Raw genomic sequence first — 15,271 nt, forward strand, 5'->3', positions numbered from 1 at the left:
TTCATCCCGTAGCCAAACGGCCGCTGACATCACTTGCGCCCTGAATTATCATAGTCGCCTCATTGCGCCAGCTAACCATCCGCTGGTCGTTCAGCGCCTGCCAGAGGATCCGTTGTGCAAAAAAAATTAGACTCGCTGCTTGCGGCGGCAGGCATTGAGCTGCCCGATCAGCAAAAACAGCAGCTGCTGGGTTATGTCGGCATGCTGGATAAGTGGAACAAGGCTTATAACCTCACGTCGGTGCGCGATCCGCAGCAAATGCTGGTGCGCCACATCCTCGACAGCATCGTGGTCAACCCGCATTTACAGGGCTCACGTTTCATCGATGTCGGCACCGGCCCCGGCTTGCCGGGCATTCCGCTGGCGATCGTGCGCCCAGACGCGCATTTCACGCTGCTCGACAGCCTGGGCAAGCGCGTGCGCTTCCTGCGCCAGGTGCAGCATGAGCTGGGCCTGAACAATATCGAGCCGGTGCAGAGCCGCGTCGAAGCGTTTCCGGCTGAGCCACCGTTTGATGGCGTGATCAGCCGCGCGTTCGCTTCGCTGCAGGATATGCTGTCCTGGTGTCATCATCTGCCGGCGAAAGGGCAGGGGCGTTTTTACGCGTTGAAAGGCGTGCGCCCGGATGAAGAGCTGACGCAGCTGCCGGCTGGCGTAAGCCTGGAGTCCATCGTGCGGTTGCAGGTGCCTGAACTGGAAGGCGAACGCCATCTGGTGATTCTTAAGGCAAACTGAGTTTGCTTTTGATCAAACAAGCGTGAATTAAAAGGCAGTACTCAGCAGAAAGGTAAGCAGGCTAATTAGTTGGTCGCTTTTTTTAGTTAATTTACTTTCTATTAACACAAAAAACGCGGCTAATTAGCGACAATAGAGTAATTGCATTTAGAAATAGTCACGTTAGCAATCATGTGCGAAAGATTGGCGTTTGCTGCTAATGTTAATTGGCTGTTGGAATATTGCCCCGCTGCTTGTCAATAAAAGGTTTTCATCGGGTATACGGATTGTTTTTGAACAGTTAACTGATAATGTTTTGATTTATATAATCTTTTGATCGCTCAAATTGCTAAAGACGGTTTGGTTGACCATCGGCTATAAATCAGGAAGGGACATTACTGTGATCGGCCTCGCGTTTCTAAACGCAACGCTGGAATAATCAGACAATTAAATGCGCCCTATTATTCCGACCGTTTTCTTGTGAAAATAGGCTGGAATAGGGAAATTTAAATAATTGTTCACCTTTTCGCTACTTATCGATTGAATTCGTTGGTATGCCCCGTATAATTTGCTCGTTTTTTGCTGCTTGACTCAGGACAGCAAAAACAGTTGTATACGTCACTCAGCATACCCCCTCTGGGGTACGGAGAGAACAAACGTCATGTCTGTGTCCCTTTACAGCGGGAAAGTCGCACGCAAACTGCTGTTTTTGCAGTTAATGACTTTTGTTCTGATCAGCGTTGCTTTCTGGCTGAAAAGCCCGGAATGGAGCGCTTCGGCGCTGGCAGGCGGTCTCGCCGCCTGGTTGCCGAGTGCAATGTTTATGCTGTTTGCCTTGCGCCATCAGGCGCAAACGCCGGCGCCCGGTAGGGTTGCCTGGTCGTTCGCCATCGGCGAGGGGCTAAAGGTCGTGATCACCATCGTTTTGCTGATCGTGGCGCTGGGGGTGTTCAAGGCGGAGTTTATACCGCTTGGCCTGACCTATTTAGCGGTGTTAGTGGTGCAGATAGTGGCACCGGCCGTGATTAACAGTTACCGAAATTAACTAAATAAAGGGTAGAGGCATCATGTCTGCAGAGGGATACAACAGTCCACAGGAGTATATCGGTCACCACCTGACGCAGCTTCAGGTCGGGACTGGGTTTTGGTCGATTAACCTCGACTCGATGTTTTTCTCCGTCGTCCTCGGGGTTTTGTTCCTGGTGATTTTCCGCAAAGTGGCTAAAAACGCCACCAGCGGCGTGCCGGGTAAACTGCAAACCGCCGTGGAGCTGGTGGTTGGTTTCGTCGACAGCAGCGTGCGCGACATGTACCACGGCAAGAGCAAGGTGATTGCGCCGTTGGCGCTGACCGTGTTCGTCTGGGTGTTCCTGATGAACCTGATGGACCTGATTCCGGTAGACTTCCTGCCGTTCATCGGGGCGCATCTCGGTCTGCCTGCGCTGCGCGTGGTGCCTACCGCTGACGTGAACGTCACGCTGTCTATGGCGCTGGGCGTGTTTATCCTGATTCTGTTCTATAGCATCAAAATGAAAGGCGTTGGCGGGTTCGTTAAAGAGTTGACCATGCAGCCGTTCAACCACCCTGTATTCATTCCTATCAACCTGATTCTTGAAGGTGTCAGCCTGCTGTCCAAACCTGTTTCACTGGGTCTGCGACTGTTCGGCAACATGTATGCGGGTGAGTTGATCTTCATCCTGATTGCCGGCCTGTTGCCGTGGTGGTCACAGTGGGTCCTGAGCTTGCCTTGGGCTATCTTCCACATCCTGATCATTACGCTTCAAGCCTTTATTTTCATGGTTCTGACGATCGTCTATCTGTCGATGGCGTCTGAAGAGCACTGATTTTCTTAAAACACTTGCACTTTTAAACTGAAACAAACTGGAGACTGTCATGGAAAACCTGAGTATGGATCTGCTGTACATGGCTGCCGCTGTGATGATGGGTTTAGCGGCAATCGGTGCTGCGATCGGTATCGGCATCCTGGGTGGTAAATTCTTGGAAGGCGCTGCTCGTCAGCCTGACCTGATTCCTCTGCTGCGTACACAGTTCTTTATCGTTATGGGTCTGGTCGACGCCATCCCGATGATCGCTGTAGGTCTGGGTCTGTACGTGATGTTCGCCGTCGCGTAAGTAGAGTAACCCTCTACGACGTAACCAAACTATTAACTTTTAAAGAGGCATTGTGCTGTGAATCTTAACGCAACAATCCTCGGCCAGGCCATCGCGTTCGTTCTGTTTGTCTGGTTCTGCATGAAGTACGTATGGCCGCCGATCATGGCTGCCATCGAGAAACGTCAGAAAGAAATCGCTGACGGCCTCGCTTCTGCAGAGCGTGCCAAAAAAGATCTGGACTTAGCGCAAGCCAATGCGACCGACCAGCTGAAAACTGCTAAAGCAGAAGCTCAGGTGATCATCGAGCAAGCGAACAAACGCAAAGCTCAGATCATGGATGAAGCGAAAGCCGAAGCCGAGCAGGAACGTAACAAAATCGTGGCGCAGGCTCAGGCTGAGATCGAAGCCGAACGTAAGCGCGCTCGTGAAGAGTTGCGTAAGCAAGTCGCGATGCTGGCAATTGCCGGCGCCGAGAAGATCATCGAACGTTCCGTGGATGAAGCTGCTAACAGCGACATCGTTGATAAACTGGTCGCTGAACTGTAAGGAGGGAGGGGCTGATGTCTGAATTTGTAACTGTAGCTCGCCCCTACGCCAAAGCAGCTTTTGACTTTGCCGTTGAGCACCAAAGCGTAGAGCGCTGGCAGGAGATGCTGGCGTTTACGGCTGAAGTCACTCGCAATGAACAGATTTCTGAACTGCTGTCTGGCGCGGTTGCGCCAGAAACGCTGTCCAAGACGTTCATCGCGGTTTGTGGCGATCGGCTCGACGAACATGGCCAGAACTTTATCCGTGTAATGGCCGAAAATGGACGTTTACTGGTTCTTCCTGCCGTGCTGCAGCAGTTCATCGAACTGCGCGCCTCGCTGGAATCCACCGTCGAAGTCGAAGTGCTCTCTGCGAGCGCGCTGAGCGACGAACAGCAGGCGAAAATCGCCGCTGCGATGGAAAAACGTCTGTCACGCAAAGTTAAGCTGAATTGCAAAATTGACAAGTCTGTACTGGCCGGCATCGTTGTTCGCGCCGGCGATATGGTGATTGATGGCAGCGTTCGCGGTCGTCTTGAACGCCTGACAGACGTCTTGCAGTCTTAAGGGGACTGGAGCATGCAACTGAATTCCACCGAAATCAGCGAACTGATCAAGCAGCGCATTGCTCAGTTCAATGTAGTGAGCGAAGCTCACAATGAAGGTACTATCGTTTCCGTCAGCGACGGGATCATCCGCGTACACGGCCTGGCCGAAGTTATGCAGGGCGAAATGATCGCGCTGCCTGGCAACCGTTACGCAATCGCATTGAACCTGGAGCGCGACTCCGTCGGTGCCGTGGTCATGGGTCCGTACTCGGATCTGGCCGAAGGCATGAAGGTTAAATGTACTGGCCGTATCCTGGAAGTTCCAGTCGGTCGTGGTCTGCTGGGCCGCGTAGTTAACACCCTGGGCGCACCTATCGACGGCAAAGGCCCGATTGAAAACGACGGCTTCTCTCCGGTAGAAGCTATCGCGCCAGGCGTTATCGAGCGTCAGTCCGTTGATCAGCCGGTTCAAACTGGCTACAAATCCGTTGACGCCATGATTCCAATCGGCCGTGGCCAGCGTGAGCTGGTGATCGGTGACCGTCATACCGGTAAAACCGCGCTGGCGATCGATGCGATCATCAACCAACGCGACTCCGGCATCAAATGCGTTTACGTGGCTATCGGCCAGAAAGCGTCCACCATCGCTAACGTGGTGCGCAAACTGGAAGAGCACGGCGCACTGGCCAACACCATTGTGGTTGTGGCGACCGCTTCCGAATCCGCTGCACTGCAATACCTGGCGCCATACGCCGGTTGCGCAATGGGCGAATACTTCCGTGACCGCGGTGAAGATGCGCTGATCGTGTACGATGACCTGTCCAAACAGGCCGTTGCTTACCGCCAGATTTCCCTGCTGCTTCGTCGTCCGCCAGGTCGTGAAGCTTACCCAGGCGACGTATTCTACCTGCACTCCCGCTTGCTGGAGCGTGCAGCGCGCGTTAACGCCGAATACGTTGAAGCCTTCACCAAAGGTGAAGTTAAAGGCCAAACCGGTTCACTGACCGCTCTGCCGATCATTGAAACCCAGGCGGGTGACGTTTCCGCGTTCGTTCCGACCAACGTAATCTCGATTACCGATGGTCAGATCTTCCTGGAATCCAACCTGTTCAACTCCGGTATTCGTCCGGCAGTTAACCCGGGTATCTCCGTATCCCGTGTTGGTGGCGCCGCGCAGACCAAGATCATGAAGAAACTGTCCGGTGGTATCCGTACCGCGCTGGCACAGTATCGTGAGCTGGCTGCGTTCTCCCAGTTCGCCTCCGATCTGGACGACGCTACCCGCAAACAGCTGAGCCACGGTCAGAAAGTGACCGAGCTGCTGAAACAGAAACAGTATGCGCCGATGTCGGTTGCACAACAGTCTCTGGTGCTGTTTGCCGCAGAACGCGGTTACCTGAACGACGTCGAAGTCGCCAAAGTGGTGAGCTTCGAAGCCGCGCTGGTCGCCTATGCGGACCGCGAGCACGCCGAACTGCTGAACCACATCAACCAAACTGGCAACTTCAATGATGAGATCGAGGGCAAGTTGAAAGACGTCCTCGAGACCTTCAAGAAAACCCAGTCCTGGTAACGCCGAACGGTCCTGCTGTTGAAAGACAGCAGGCCGTCTGGCACTGAGGAGAAGCAGAGATGGCCGGCGCAAAAGAGATACGTAGTAAGATCGCTAGCGTGCAAAACACGCAAAAGATCACTAAAGCGATGGAAATGGTCGCCGCCTCCAAAATGCGTAAATCGCAGGATCGCATGGCGGCCAGCCGTCCTTATGCAGAGACCATGCGCAAAGTGATTGGTCACCTTGCGTTAGGGAATCTGGAGTACAAGCACCCGTACCTGGATGAGCGTGACGTTAAGCGCGTCGGGTATCTGGTGGTGTCTACTGACCGTGGTCTCTGCGGCGGCTTGAACATCAACCTGTTCAAAAAGCTGCTGGCGGAGATGAAAGCCTGGTCCGAAAAAGGCGTCGAAACCGATTTGGCGCTGATTGGCTCTAAAGCGGCCTCTTTCTTTGGTTCCGTGGGCGGCAACGTGGTTGCCCAGGTGACCGGCATGGGGGACAAACCTTCCCTGTCGGATCTGATCGGGCCGGTGAAAGTGATGCTGCAGGCCTACGACGAAGGTCGTTTGGACAAGCTGTACATTGTCAGCAACAAATTTGTTAATACGATGTCCCAAGAGCCACAGGTGCTTCAGCTGCTGCCGTTACCGCCAGCCGATGACGAAGAGCTGAAGAAAACGCCTTGGGATTACCTGTATGAACCCGATCCAAAAGTGCTGCTTGATACCTTGCTGCGCCGCTATGTGGAGTCGCAGGTTTATCAGGGCGTCGTGGAAAACCTGGCCAGCGAGCAGGCCGCACGAATGGTCGCGATGAAAGCCGCAACCGATAACGGCGGTAGCCTGATCAAAGAGCTGCAGTTGGTATACAACAAGGCGCGTCAGGCCAGCATCACTCAGGAACTCACCGAGATCGTTTCGGGAGCCTCCGCGGTTTAAGCTAGGTTTACGAATTACGTAGAGGATTCAAGATGGCTACTGGAAAGATTATCCAGGTAATCGGCGCCGTGGTGGACGTCGAGTTCCCTCAGGATGCCGTACCAAAAGTGTACGATGCCCTTGAGGTAGAAAACGGCACCGAAAAACTGGTGTTGGAAGTTCAGCAACAGCTGGGCGGTGGCGTGGTTCGCTGTATCGCAATGGGGACCTCCGACGGTCTGCGTCGCGGTCTGAAAGTGAACAACCTGGACCACCCGATTGAAGTGCCGGTGGGTAAAGCTACCCTGGGCCGTATCATGAACGTATTGGGCCAACCGATCGACATGAAAGGCGACATCGGCGAAGAAGAGCGTTGGGCGATTCACCGCGCGGCGCCAAGCTACGAAGAGCTGTCCAGCTCCCAGGAACTGCTGGAAACCGGTATCAAGGTAATGGACCTGATTTGTCCGTTCGCCAAGGGCGGTAAAGTTGGTCTGTTCGGCGGTGCGGGCGTAGGTAAAACCGTAAACATGATGGAGCTGATCCGTAACATCGCGATCGAGCACTCCGGTTATTCCGTGTTTGCGGGCGTGGGCGAGCGTACTCGTGAGGGTAACGACTTCTACCACGAAATGACCGACTCCAACGTTCTGGACAAAGTATCCCTGGTTTACGGCCAGATGAACGAGCCACCAGGTAACCGTCTGCGCGTTGCGCTGACCGGTCTGACCATGGCGGAGAAATTCCGTGACGAAGGCCGTGACGTTCTGCTGTTCGTTGACAACATCTACCGTTACACCCTGGCCGGTACCGAAGTGTCCGCACTTCTGGGCCGTATGCCATCCGCGGTAGGTTATCAGCCAACGCTGGCGGAAGAGATGGGCGTTCTGCAAGAACGTATCACCTCGACCAAGACCGGTTCCATCACTTCCGTACAGGCCGTTTACGTTCCTGCGGATGACTTGACTGACCCGTCTCCAGCCACCACCTTTGCGCACTTGGACGCAACCGTGGTACTGAGCCGTAACATTGCTTCTCTGGGTATCTACCCGGCCGTTGACCCGCTGGATTCTACCAGCCGTCAGCTGGATCCGCTGGTTGTTGGCCAGGAGCACTACGACGTAGCGCGTGGCGTGCAGTCCATTCTGCAACGCTACCAGGAACTGAAAGATATCATCGCGATCCTGGGTATGGACGAGCTGTCTGAAGAAGACAAACTGGTCGTATCCCGTGCGCGTAAGATCCAACGCTTCCTGTCTCAGCCGTTCTTCGTGGCAGAAGTCTTCACCGGTTCTCCGGGCAAGTTCGTATCGCTGAAAGACACCATCCGTGGTTTCAAAGGCATTATGGACGGCGACTATGACCACCTGCCGGAGCAGGCGTTCTACATGGTTGGCACCATTGAAGAAGCAGTGGAAAAAGCCAAGAAACTGTAACGCCTTGAGAGGAGGGTGATATGGCTATGACTTACCATCTGGATGTAGTCAGCGCGGAAAAACAGATGTTTTCCGGCCTGGTGCAGAAGATCCAGGTGACAGGCAGCGAAGGTGAACTGGGGATCTTCCCTGGCCATGCGCCGCTGCTGACTGCCATCAAGCCTGGCATGGTGCGTATTGTTAAGCAGCACGGTGAAGAAGAGTTCATCTACCTGTCCGGCGGCATCCTCGAGGTGCAGCCGAGCGTGGTTACCGTGCTGGCGGACACTGCTATCCGTGGTACTGACCTCGACGAAGCGAGAGCGTTGGAAGCTAAGCGTAAAGCTGAAGAACACATTCGCAGCTCTCATGGCGATGTCGACTATGCTCAGGCATCCGCTGAACTGGCGAAAGCGATCGCAAAACTGCGCGTTATCGAGCTCACCAGAAAAGCGATGTAATGTTTGGGTGCTCTGCACCCAACTTTAAGAAAGCGGCCTATAGGGTCGCTTTTTTTTTACTTTAAAATAAGCATTTCAGCCCGGCGGGCGGTGTGGTGTATAACCCCTGATATCGGGAAAGAAACGTCGCCGAACGCCGACAGTTTTTTCGTCCTGAAGCCGAATCGGCCATGATGGCGGCAGGCCAAGAGGCGCGCGGCCTGCGCCGGGTTCGTGATGAGAAATATGTAGTAATATCGTCGCTAAACGGTTTTACTTTCGTCTATCAAAATGGAGTTATCAGGTTGCTTATGTCGAACAGCGCAATGAGCGTGGTCATCCTCGCCGCGGGCAAGGGTACGCGCATGTATTCCGATCTTCCCAAAGTGTTGCATCCGTTGGCCGGTAAGCCGATGGTGCAGCACGTCATTGATGCCGCGATGAAACTGGGCGCGCAACATGTTCACCTGGTATACGGCCACGGCGGCGATTTATTGAAAAGCACGCTGACGGACGGCGCGCTGAACTGGGTGCTGCAGGCGGAGCAATTGGGCACCGGTCATGCAATGCAGCAGGCGGCGCCGCATTTTGCCGACGATGAAGACGTGCTGATGCTGTACGGTGACGTGCCTTTGATTTCCGTGGATACGCTGCAACGCCTGATTGCGGCCAAGCCGCAGGGCGGCATCGGTCTGCTGACGGTGAAACTGGACGATCCGAGCGGTTACGGCCGCATCGTGCGCGAGCAGGGCAACGTGGTGGGCATCGTTGAACACAAGGACGCCAGCGAGGCACAGCGTCAGATTAATGAGATCAATACCGGCATCCTGGTGGCGAACGGGCGCGATCTGAAGCGCTGGCTGGGGATGCTGAACAACGACAACGCACAGGGCGAGTTTTACATCACCGATATCATTGCGTTGGCCCATGCCGACGGCAAGAAAATCGAGGCTGTACACCCGTCGCGCCTGAGTGAAGTGGAAGGTGTGAACAACCGCCTGCAACTGGCGACCCTGGAACGTGTATTCCAGTCGGAACAGTCTGAAAAGCTGCTGTTGGCTGGCGTGATGCTGCTGGATCCGGCGCGTTTCGATTTGCGCGGGGAACTTGTTCACGGCCGCGACATCACTATTGATGCGAATGTGATTATCGAAGGTCACGTCAAGTTGGGCGATCGGGTGAAAATCGGCGCCGGCTGCGTGCTGAAAAACTGCGTGATCGGTGATGATTGCGAGATCAGTCCTTACAGCGTGCTGGAAGACAGCGTGCTGGAAGTCGGCTGCACCGTGGGGCCATTTGCCCGCCTGCGCCCAGGCGCGGAGCTGGCGGCAGGGGCCCACGTCGGCAACTTCGTGGAAATGAAAAAGGCGCGTCTGGGCAAAGGCTCCAAGGCCGGCCACCTCAGCTACCTGGGCGATGCCGAAATCGGCGATGACGTGAATATCGGCGCCGGCACCATCACCTGTAACTACGATGGCGCCAACAAGCACAAGACGCTGATCGGCGATGGGGTGTTCGTCGGTTCCGATACTCAGCTGGTGGCGCCGGTATCGGTCGGCAAAGGCTCCACCATCGCCGCAGGCACCACGGTGACGCGCGATATTGCCGAGAACGAATTGGTGCTGAGCCGCGTCAAGCAGGTGCACATTCAGGGCTGGCAACGTCCGGTGAAGAAGAAGTCATAGTGTGTTTTGCGTTGGGCTCTATTCACGAGCCCAATACAAAACATAATAACCCCCACCATCTACAGGCTCGGGGGACGCACGGTAAAAACCGGCAAAAATCAGGTCAAGGCATCGAAAGCGCCCATGAAGGGCGTTCATTAGGAATATAACTGATGTGTGGAATTGTAGGCGCAGTAGCGCAACGTGATATCGCAGAAATCCTGTTGGAAGGTTTACGTCGTCTTGAGTACCGCGGTTATGACTCCGCCGGTCTGGCGGTGGTCGATGAAAAAGGCAACGTCAGTCGCCTGCGTCGCGTAGGCAAGGTACAAAAACTGGCCGAAGCGGCGGAGCAAACCGATCTGCACGGCGGTACCGGCATCGCTCACACCCGCTGGGCAACGCACGGTGAACCGACCGAAGCGAACGCGCACCCGCATGTTTCCGACTACATTACCGTGGTGCATAACGGCATCATCGAAAACCACGAACCGCTGCGCGAGCTGCTGATCGAACGTGGTTACCGTTTCAGCTCCGAAACCGACACCGAAGTGATCGCGCACCTGGTGCACTGGGAACAGTTGCAGGGCGGTACGCTGCTGGAAGTGGTTCAGCGCGTGATCCCACAGCTGCGCGGCGCTTACGGCACCGTGGTGATGGACAGCCGCGATCCGAGCGTATTGGTCGCGGCGCGCTCCGGCAGCCCGCTGGTTATCGGCCGCGGCGTTGGGGAAAACTTCATCGCCTCCGATCAGCTGGCGCTGCTGCCGGTCACCCGCCGCTTCATCTTCCTGGAAGAAGGCGACGTGGTGGAAGTGACTCGCCGCACCGTCAACATCTTCGACAAGCAGGGCAACGCCATCGAGCGTCCTGAGATCGAATCCCAGGTGCAGTATGACGCCGGCGACAAGGGCGCTTACCGTCACTACATGCAAAAAGAGATCTACGAACAGCCGCTGGCGCTGAAAAACACCCTGGAAGGGCGTTTCAGCCATGGCCAAATCAACCTGAGCGAGCTGGGCCCGCACGCCGACGAGCTGCTGGCCAAGGTGCAACACGTGCAGATCATCGCCTGTGGGACTTCTTACCACTCCGGGATGGTGGCGCGCTACTGGTTTGAAGCGTTGGCCGGCGTGCCGTGCGACGTCGAGATCGCGTCCGAATTCCGTTACCGCAAATCGGCGGTGCGTCCGGGTAGCCTGATCATCACCCTGTCGCAGTCCGGCGAAACCGCCGACACGTTAGCGGCGCTGCGCCTGTCCAAAGAGCTGGGTTATCTTGGTTCGCTGGCCGTTTGTAACGTTGCGGGCTCTTCGCTGGTGCGTGAATCCGATCTGGCGTTGATGACCAAAGCGGGCACGGAAATCGGCGTAGCCTCGACCAAAGCCTTCACCACGCAGCTCACCGTGCTGTTGATGCTGGTGGCGCGCCTGGGCCGCCTGAAAGGCATGGCGGAAAGCGTGGAGCAGGAGATCGTGCACGGCCTGCAGGCGCTGCCGGCGCGTATCGAGCAGATGCTGTCGATGGATAAAGAGATCGAAGCGCTGGCGGAAGGCTTCTCCGACAAGCACCATGCGCTGTTCCTCGGCCGCGGCGATCAGTATCCGATCGCCATGGAAGGGGCGCTGAAGCTGAAAGAGATCTCCTATATTCACGCCGAAGCTTATGCGGCGGGCGAGTTGAAACACGGCCCGCTGGCGCTGATCGACGCCGATATGCCGGTGATCGTGGTGGCGCCAAACAACGAACTGCTGGAAAAGCTGAAGTCCAACATTGAAGAAGTGCGCGCGCGCGGCGGCCAGCTGTACGTGTTCGCCGATCAGGACGCCGGCTTTGTCAGCAGCGAAGGCATGACCATCATTCCTCTGCCGCACGTCGAGGAAATCGTCGCGCCGATCTTCTACACCGTGCCGTTGCAGCTGCTGTCTTACCACGTGGCGCTGATCAAAGGCACCGACGTTGACCAGCCACGCAACCTGGCGAAGTCTGTCACCGTAGAGTAATTTGCCGCAGGTAAACTGCAAAAGCCGGCCTTCGCGCCGGCTTTTTTCATGAGCGGCCTTAAAGATGACAGCGCGACCGATTCGGCGATAAACGTTGTCATATTCAAGCGGATAGGCCGCGCCAAAACGGTTTTTTTATTGCTTGGCAAATGTGCTGTTTCACAACTAACTTTTTGATTTATAGATAAAACAATACCCATCAAACGCACTGTAATATAACTGTCATATTGCGTACATTTTTCTGTCACCAAACTGTCCTATTTTCCCTCCTGCAGCAATACTTACTCTGATTAAAACGACTCGAAGTCGATTTTAAGTATCCCATTAGGAGGGATTATGAAACTGATGCGTACCACCGTCGCCAGTATTGTGGCAGCGACCTTCTCCCTGACCGCCGTGTCCGCGTTCGCTGCTGCCAGCCTGACCGGTGCAGGTGCGACATTCCCCGCTCCGGTTTACGCCAAGTGGGCAGATTCTTATCAGAAAGAAACCGGCAACAAAGTTAACTATCAGGGCATCGGCTCCTCTGGCGGCGTGAAGCAAATCGTGGCCAACACCGTTGACTTTGGCGCTTCCGATGCTCCGCTGTCTGACGACAAACTGGCGGCCGATGGCCTGTTCCAGTTCCCGACCGTGATCGGCGGCGTGGTACTGGCGGTGAATATCCCGGGCATTAAATCCGGCGAACTGACGCTGGACGGTAAAACCCTGGGCGATATCTACCTGGGCAACGTCAAAAAGTGGAACGATCCGGCTATCACCAAGCTGAACCCAGGCGTGAAACTGCCTGACCAGAACATCGCCGTGGTACGCCGCGCCGATGGTTCCGGCACCTCGTTCGTGTTTACCAGCTACCTGTCCAAGGCCAACGCGCAGTGGAAAGAGAAGATTGGCGCCGGTTCTACCGTTAACTGGCCGACCGGTCTGGGCGGCAAAGGCAACGACGGCATCGCCGCCTTCGTTCAGCGTCTGCCTGGCTCTATCGGCTACGTAGAATACGCTTACGCCAAACAGAATAACCTGGCTTACACCAAGCTGGTATCCGCCGACGGCAAACCGGTTAGCCCGACCGAAGAGAGCTTCAGCAACGCGGCCAAAGGCGTGGATTGGAGCAAGACCTTCGCTCAGGATCTGACTGACCAGAAAGGCGACAACGTGTGGCCAATCACCTCCACCACCTTCATTTTGGTGCACAAAGAGCAGAAAAACCCTGCTCAGGGTGCCGAAGTGCTGAAGTTCTTCGACTGGGCTTATAAAACCGGCGCCAAGCAGGCGAACGAGCTGGATTACGCCACCCTGCCGACAGAAGTGGTTGAGCAGGTGCGCGCGGCCTGGAAAACCAACGTAAAAGACAGTTCAGGTAAAGCGCTGTACTAACAACGCAGGGGCGCGGGTTCGCCGCGCCCCACACAGTTCTTCAGGCTCCGATCCCGGTTGGGGCTGCCAGGGTTCAAACAGAGAGTAATCTATGGCTGAGTACAAGCCGACCATCAAAGCACCGGGCAAAAACGGTGACATCATTTTCAGCGCGCTGGTGAGACTGGCTGCGCTGATTACCCTATTGTTGCTGGGCGGCATCATCGTTTCGCTGATCTTCGCCTCCTGGCCAAGCATGCAGAAATTCGGCTTCGCCTTCCTGTGGACCAAAGAGTGGGACGCACCGGCGGAGCAGTTCGGCGCGCTGGTGCCGATCTACGGTACCGTGGTCACCTCGCTCATCGCGCTGATCATCGCCGTGCCGGTGAGTTTCGGCATCGCGCTGTTCCTGACCGAACTGGCGCCGAACTGGTTGAAGCGGCCGCTGGGCATCGCCATTGAGCTGCTGGCGGCCATCCCAAGCATCGTCTACGGCATGTGGGGCCTGTTTGTGTTCGCCCCGCTGTTCGCCGAATACTTCCAGACGCCGGTGGGCGACGTGCTGTCAGGCATTCCTATCGTCGGCGAGCTGTTCTCCGGCCCGGCCTTCGGCATCGGTATCCTGGCCGCCGGGGTGATCCTGGCGATCATGATCATTCCTTACATCGCTGCGGTGATGCGCGACGTGTTCGAACAGACGCCGGTAATGATGAAAGAGTCGGCCTACGGCATCGGCTGCACCACTTGGGAAGTCATCTGGCGCATCGTGCTGCCGTTCACCAAAAACGGCGTCATCGGCGGCGTGATGCTGGGCCTGGGCCGTGCGCTGGGGGAAACCATGGCGGTGACCTTTATCATCGGCAACACCTACCAGCTCGACAGCGCTTCGCTGTATATGCCGGGCAACAGCATCACCTCGGCGCTGGCCAACGAATTCGCCGAAGCTGAGTCCGGCGTGCACACCGCGGCGTTGATGGAGCTGGGCCTGATTCTGTTTGTTATCACCTTTATCGTGCTGGCGCTGTCGAAACTGATGATCATGCGTCTGGCCAAGAATGAGGGGCGTTAACATGGCGACGATGGATATGCAAAACGCAGTCGTTCTGGCGGAAAGCCGCCGCAAAATGCAGGCCTGGCGCCGGCAGAAAAACCGCCTCGCGCTGTTCCTGTCGATGGCGACCATGGCGTTCGGGTTGTTCTGGCTGATCTGGATCCTGATCGCCACCGTCACCAAAGGCTTCGACGGCATGTCGCTGGCGCTGTTCACCGAGATGACCCCGCCGCCGAATACCGCAGGCGGCGGCTTGGCCAACGCTATCGCCGGCAGCGGCCTGTTGATCCTGTGGGCGACCCTTTTCGGTACGCCGCTGGGCATCATGGCCGGCATCTACCTGGCGGAATACGGCCGTAAATCCTGGCTGGCGGAAGTGATCCGCTTTATCAACGACATTCTTTTGTCCGCACCGTCGATCGTGGTGGGCCTGTTCGTTTACACCATCGTGGTGGCGAAGATGGAACACTTCTCCGGCTGGGCCGGCATCGTGGCGCTGGCGCTGCTGCAGGTGCCGATCGTCATTCGTACCACCGAGAACATGCTGAAACTGGTACCGGATACGCTGCGCGAGGCCGCTTATGCCCTGGGTACGCCGAAATGGCGCATGATTTCCGCCATCACGCTGAAGGCGTCGGTGTCCGGCATCATCACCGGCGTGCTGCTGGCGATTGCGCGCATCGCGGGGGAAACCGCACCGCTGCTGTTCACCTCGCTGTCGAACCAGTTCTGGAGCACCGACCTGATGCAGCCGATCGCCAACCTGCCGGTGACCATCTTCAAATTCGCCATGAGCCCGTTCGCCGAATGGCAACAGCTGGCCTGGGCCGGGGTGCTGTTGATCACCCTGTGCGTACTGTTACTGAATATCCTGGCGCGCGTGGTTTTCGCCAAGAAAAAGCATTCATAAAATTTTGAGCGCCGCTTTGGCGGCGCTGATGAAAAGAGAGAAGTCTTGATGAG

The 15,271-nt window shown here is 56.1% G+C and carries 15 protein-coding genes; all 15 read left to right on the forward strand.

Annotation, left to right across the window (positions count from 1 at the left end; genetic code table 11):
• Nucleotides 1–114: 114 nt before the first annotated feature.
• The 15 genes from rsmG to pstA all read left to right on the forward strand — a co-directional run bounded on the left by rsmG (nucleotide 115) and on the right by pstA (nucleotide 15,218).
• Entirely contained in the window at nucleotides 115–735 is a 621-nt protein-coding gene (gene rsmG, locus QMZ29_RS11675; RefSeq protein WP_015379471.1) for a 16S rRNA (guanine(527)-N(7))-methyltransferase RsmG, read from the forward strand.
• Between the two features lie 640 nt (nucleotides 736–1,375).
• Nucleotides 1,376–1,759: a F0F1 ATP synthase subunit I gene (atpI, locus tag QMZ29_RS11680; protein ID WP_025304739.1), complete on the forward strand. Its 384-nt coding sequence runs from the start codon at nucleotides 1,376–1,378 to the stop codon at nucleotides 1,757–1,759.
• Between the two features lie 22 nt (nucleotides 1,760–1,781).
• Nucleotides 1,782–2,558: a F0F1 ATP synthase subunit A gene (gene atpB, locus QMZ29_RS11685; protein ID WP_025304740.1), complete on the forward strand. Its 777-nt coding sequence runs from the start codon at nucleotides 1,782–1,784 to the stop codon at nucleotides 2,556–2,558.
• Between the two features lie 49 nt (nucleotides 2,559–2,607).
• Nucleotides 2,608–2,847 carry a F0F1 ATP synthase subunit C gene (gene atpE / locus QMZ29_RS11690; protein WP_004093904.1) on the forward strand — a complete coding sequence of 80 codons (240 nt, stop codon included), beginning with the start codon at nucleotides 2,608–2,610 and terminating at the stop codon, nucleotides 2,845–2,847.
• Nucleotides 2,848–2,904: 57 nt separating this feature from the next.
• On the forward strand, nucleotides 2,905–3,375 hold the full coding sequence (atpF, locus tag QMZ29_RS11695; protein ID WP_004933804.1) for a F0F1 ATP synthase subunit B: 471 nt from the start codon (nucleotides 2,905–2,907) through the stop codon (nucleotides 3,373–3,375).
• Between the two features lie 14 nt (nucleotides 3,376–3,389).
• Nucleotides 3,390–3,923 (forward strand): F0F1 ATP synthase subunit delta, encoded by a 534-nt coding sequence (gene atpH, locus QMZ29_RS11700; RefSeq protein ID WP_025304741.1) that lies wholly within the window; start codon nucleotides 3,390–3,392, stop codon nucleotides 3,921–3,923.
• Between the two features lie 12 nt (nucleotides 3,924–3,935).
• A complete protein-coding gene (atpA, locus tag QMZ29_RS11705) occupies nucleotides 3,936–5,477 on the forward strand; it encodes a F0F1 ATP synthase subunit alpha (RefSeq protein WP_283225776.1) in 1,542 nt (513 codons plus the stop codon).
• Nucleotides 5,478–5,536: 59 nt separating this feature from the next.
• Nucleotides 5,537–6,400: a F0F1 ATP synthase subunit gamma gene (atpG, locus tag QMZ29_RS11710; RefSeq protein ID WP_004933811.1), complete on the forward strand. Its 864-nt coding sequence runs from the start codon at nucleotides 5,537–5,539 to the stop codon at nucleotides 6,398–6,400.
• 32 nt (nucleotides 6,401–6,432) lie between these two features.
• On the forward strand, nucleotides 6,433–7,815 hold the full coding sequence (gene atpD / locus QMZ29_RS11715) for a F0F1 ATP synthase subunit beta (RefSeq protein ID WP_004933813.1): 1,383 nt from the start codon (nucleotides 6,433–6,435) through the stop codon (nucleotides 7,813–7,815).
• A 20-nt stretch (nucleotides 7,816–7,835) separates the two neighbouring features.
• Complete coding sequence (locus tag QMZ29_RS11720) at nucleotides 7,836–8,255, forward strand: F0F1 ATP synthase subunit epsilon (RefSeq protein ID WP_004933814.1); 420 nt, start codon at nucleotides 7,836–7,838, stop codon at nucleotides 8,253–8,255.
• A gap of 290 nt (nucleotides 8,256–8,545) precedes the next feature.
• Nucleotides 8,546–9,919 carry a bifunctional UDP-N-acetylglucosamine diphosphorylase/glucosamine-1-phosphate N-acetyltransferase GlmU gene (glmU, locus tag QMZ29_RS11725; RefSeq protein ID WP_043140716.1) on the forward strand — a complete coding sequence of 458 codons (1,374 nt, stop codon included), beginning with the start codon at nucleotides 8,546–8,548 and terminating at the stop codon, nucleotides 9,917–9,919.
• Nucleotides 9,920–10,071: 152 nt separating this feature from the next.
• The gene (gene glmS / locus QMZ29_RS11730; RefSeq protein WP_043140722.1) at nucleotides 10,072–11,901 is read left to right on the forward strand and encodes a glutamine--fructose-6-phosphate transaminase (isomerizing); all 1,830 of its coding nucleotides are present in this window, start codon (nucleotides 10,072–10,074) and stop codon (nucleotides 11,899–11,901) included.
• Between the two features lie 336 nt (nucleotides 11,902–12,237).
• A complete protein-coding gene (pstS, locus tag QMZ29_RS11735; protein ID WP_043140725.1) occupies nucleotides 12,238–13,278 on the forward strand; it encodes a phosphate ABC transporter substrate-binding protein PstS in 1,041 nt (346 codons plus the stop codon).
• A 91-nt stretch (nucleotides 13,279–13,369) separates the two neighbouring features.
• Nucleotides 13,370–14,326, forward strand: a complete 957-nt coding sequence (gene pstC, locus QMZ29_RS11740; protein ID WP_016929615.1) for a phosphate ABC transporter permease PstC — start codon at nucleotides 13,370–13,372, stop codon at nucleotides 14,324–14,326.
• A 1-nt stretch (nucleotide 14,327) separates the two neighbouring features.
• The gene (gene pstA / locus QMZ29_RS11745; RefSeq protein ID WP_025304746.1) at nucleotides 14,328–15,218 is read left to right on the forward strand and encodes a phosphate ABC transporter permease PstA; all 891 of its coding nucleotides are present in this window, start codon (nucleotides 14,328–14,330) and stop codon (nucleotides 15,216–15,218) included.
• The last annotated feature ends 53 nt before the right edge of the window (nucleotides 15,219–15,271 follow it).

The sequence above is a fragment of the Serratia sp. PF-27 genome, assembly GCF_030053255.1.
In the GTDB taxonomy this organism is placed as follows: Bacteria; Pseudomonadota; Gammaproteobacteria; order Enterobacterales; family Enterobacteriaceae; genus Serratia; species Serratia bockelmannii.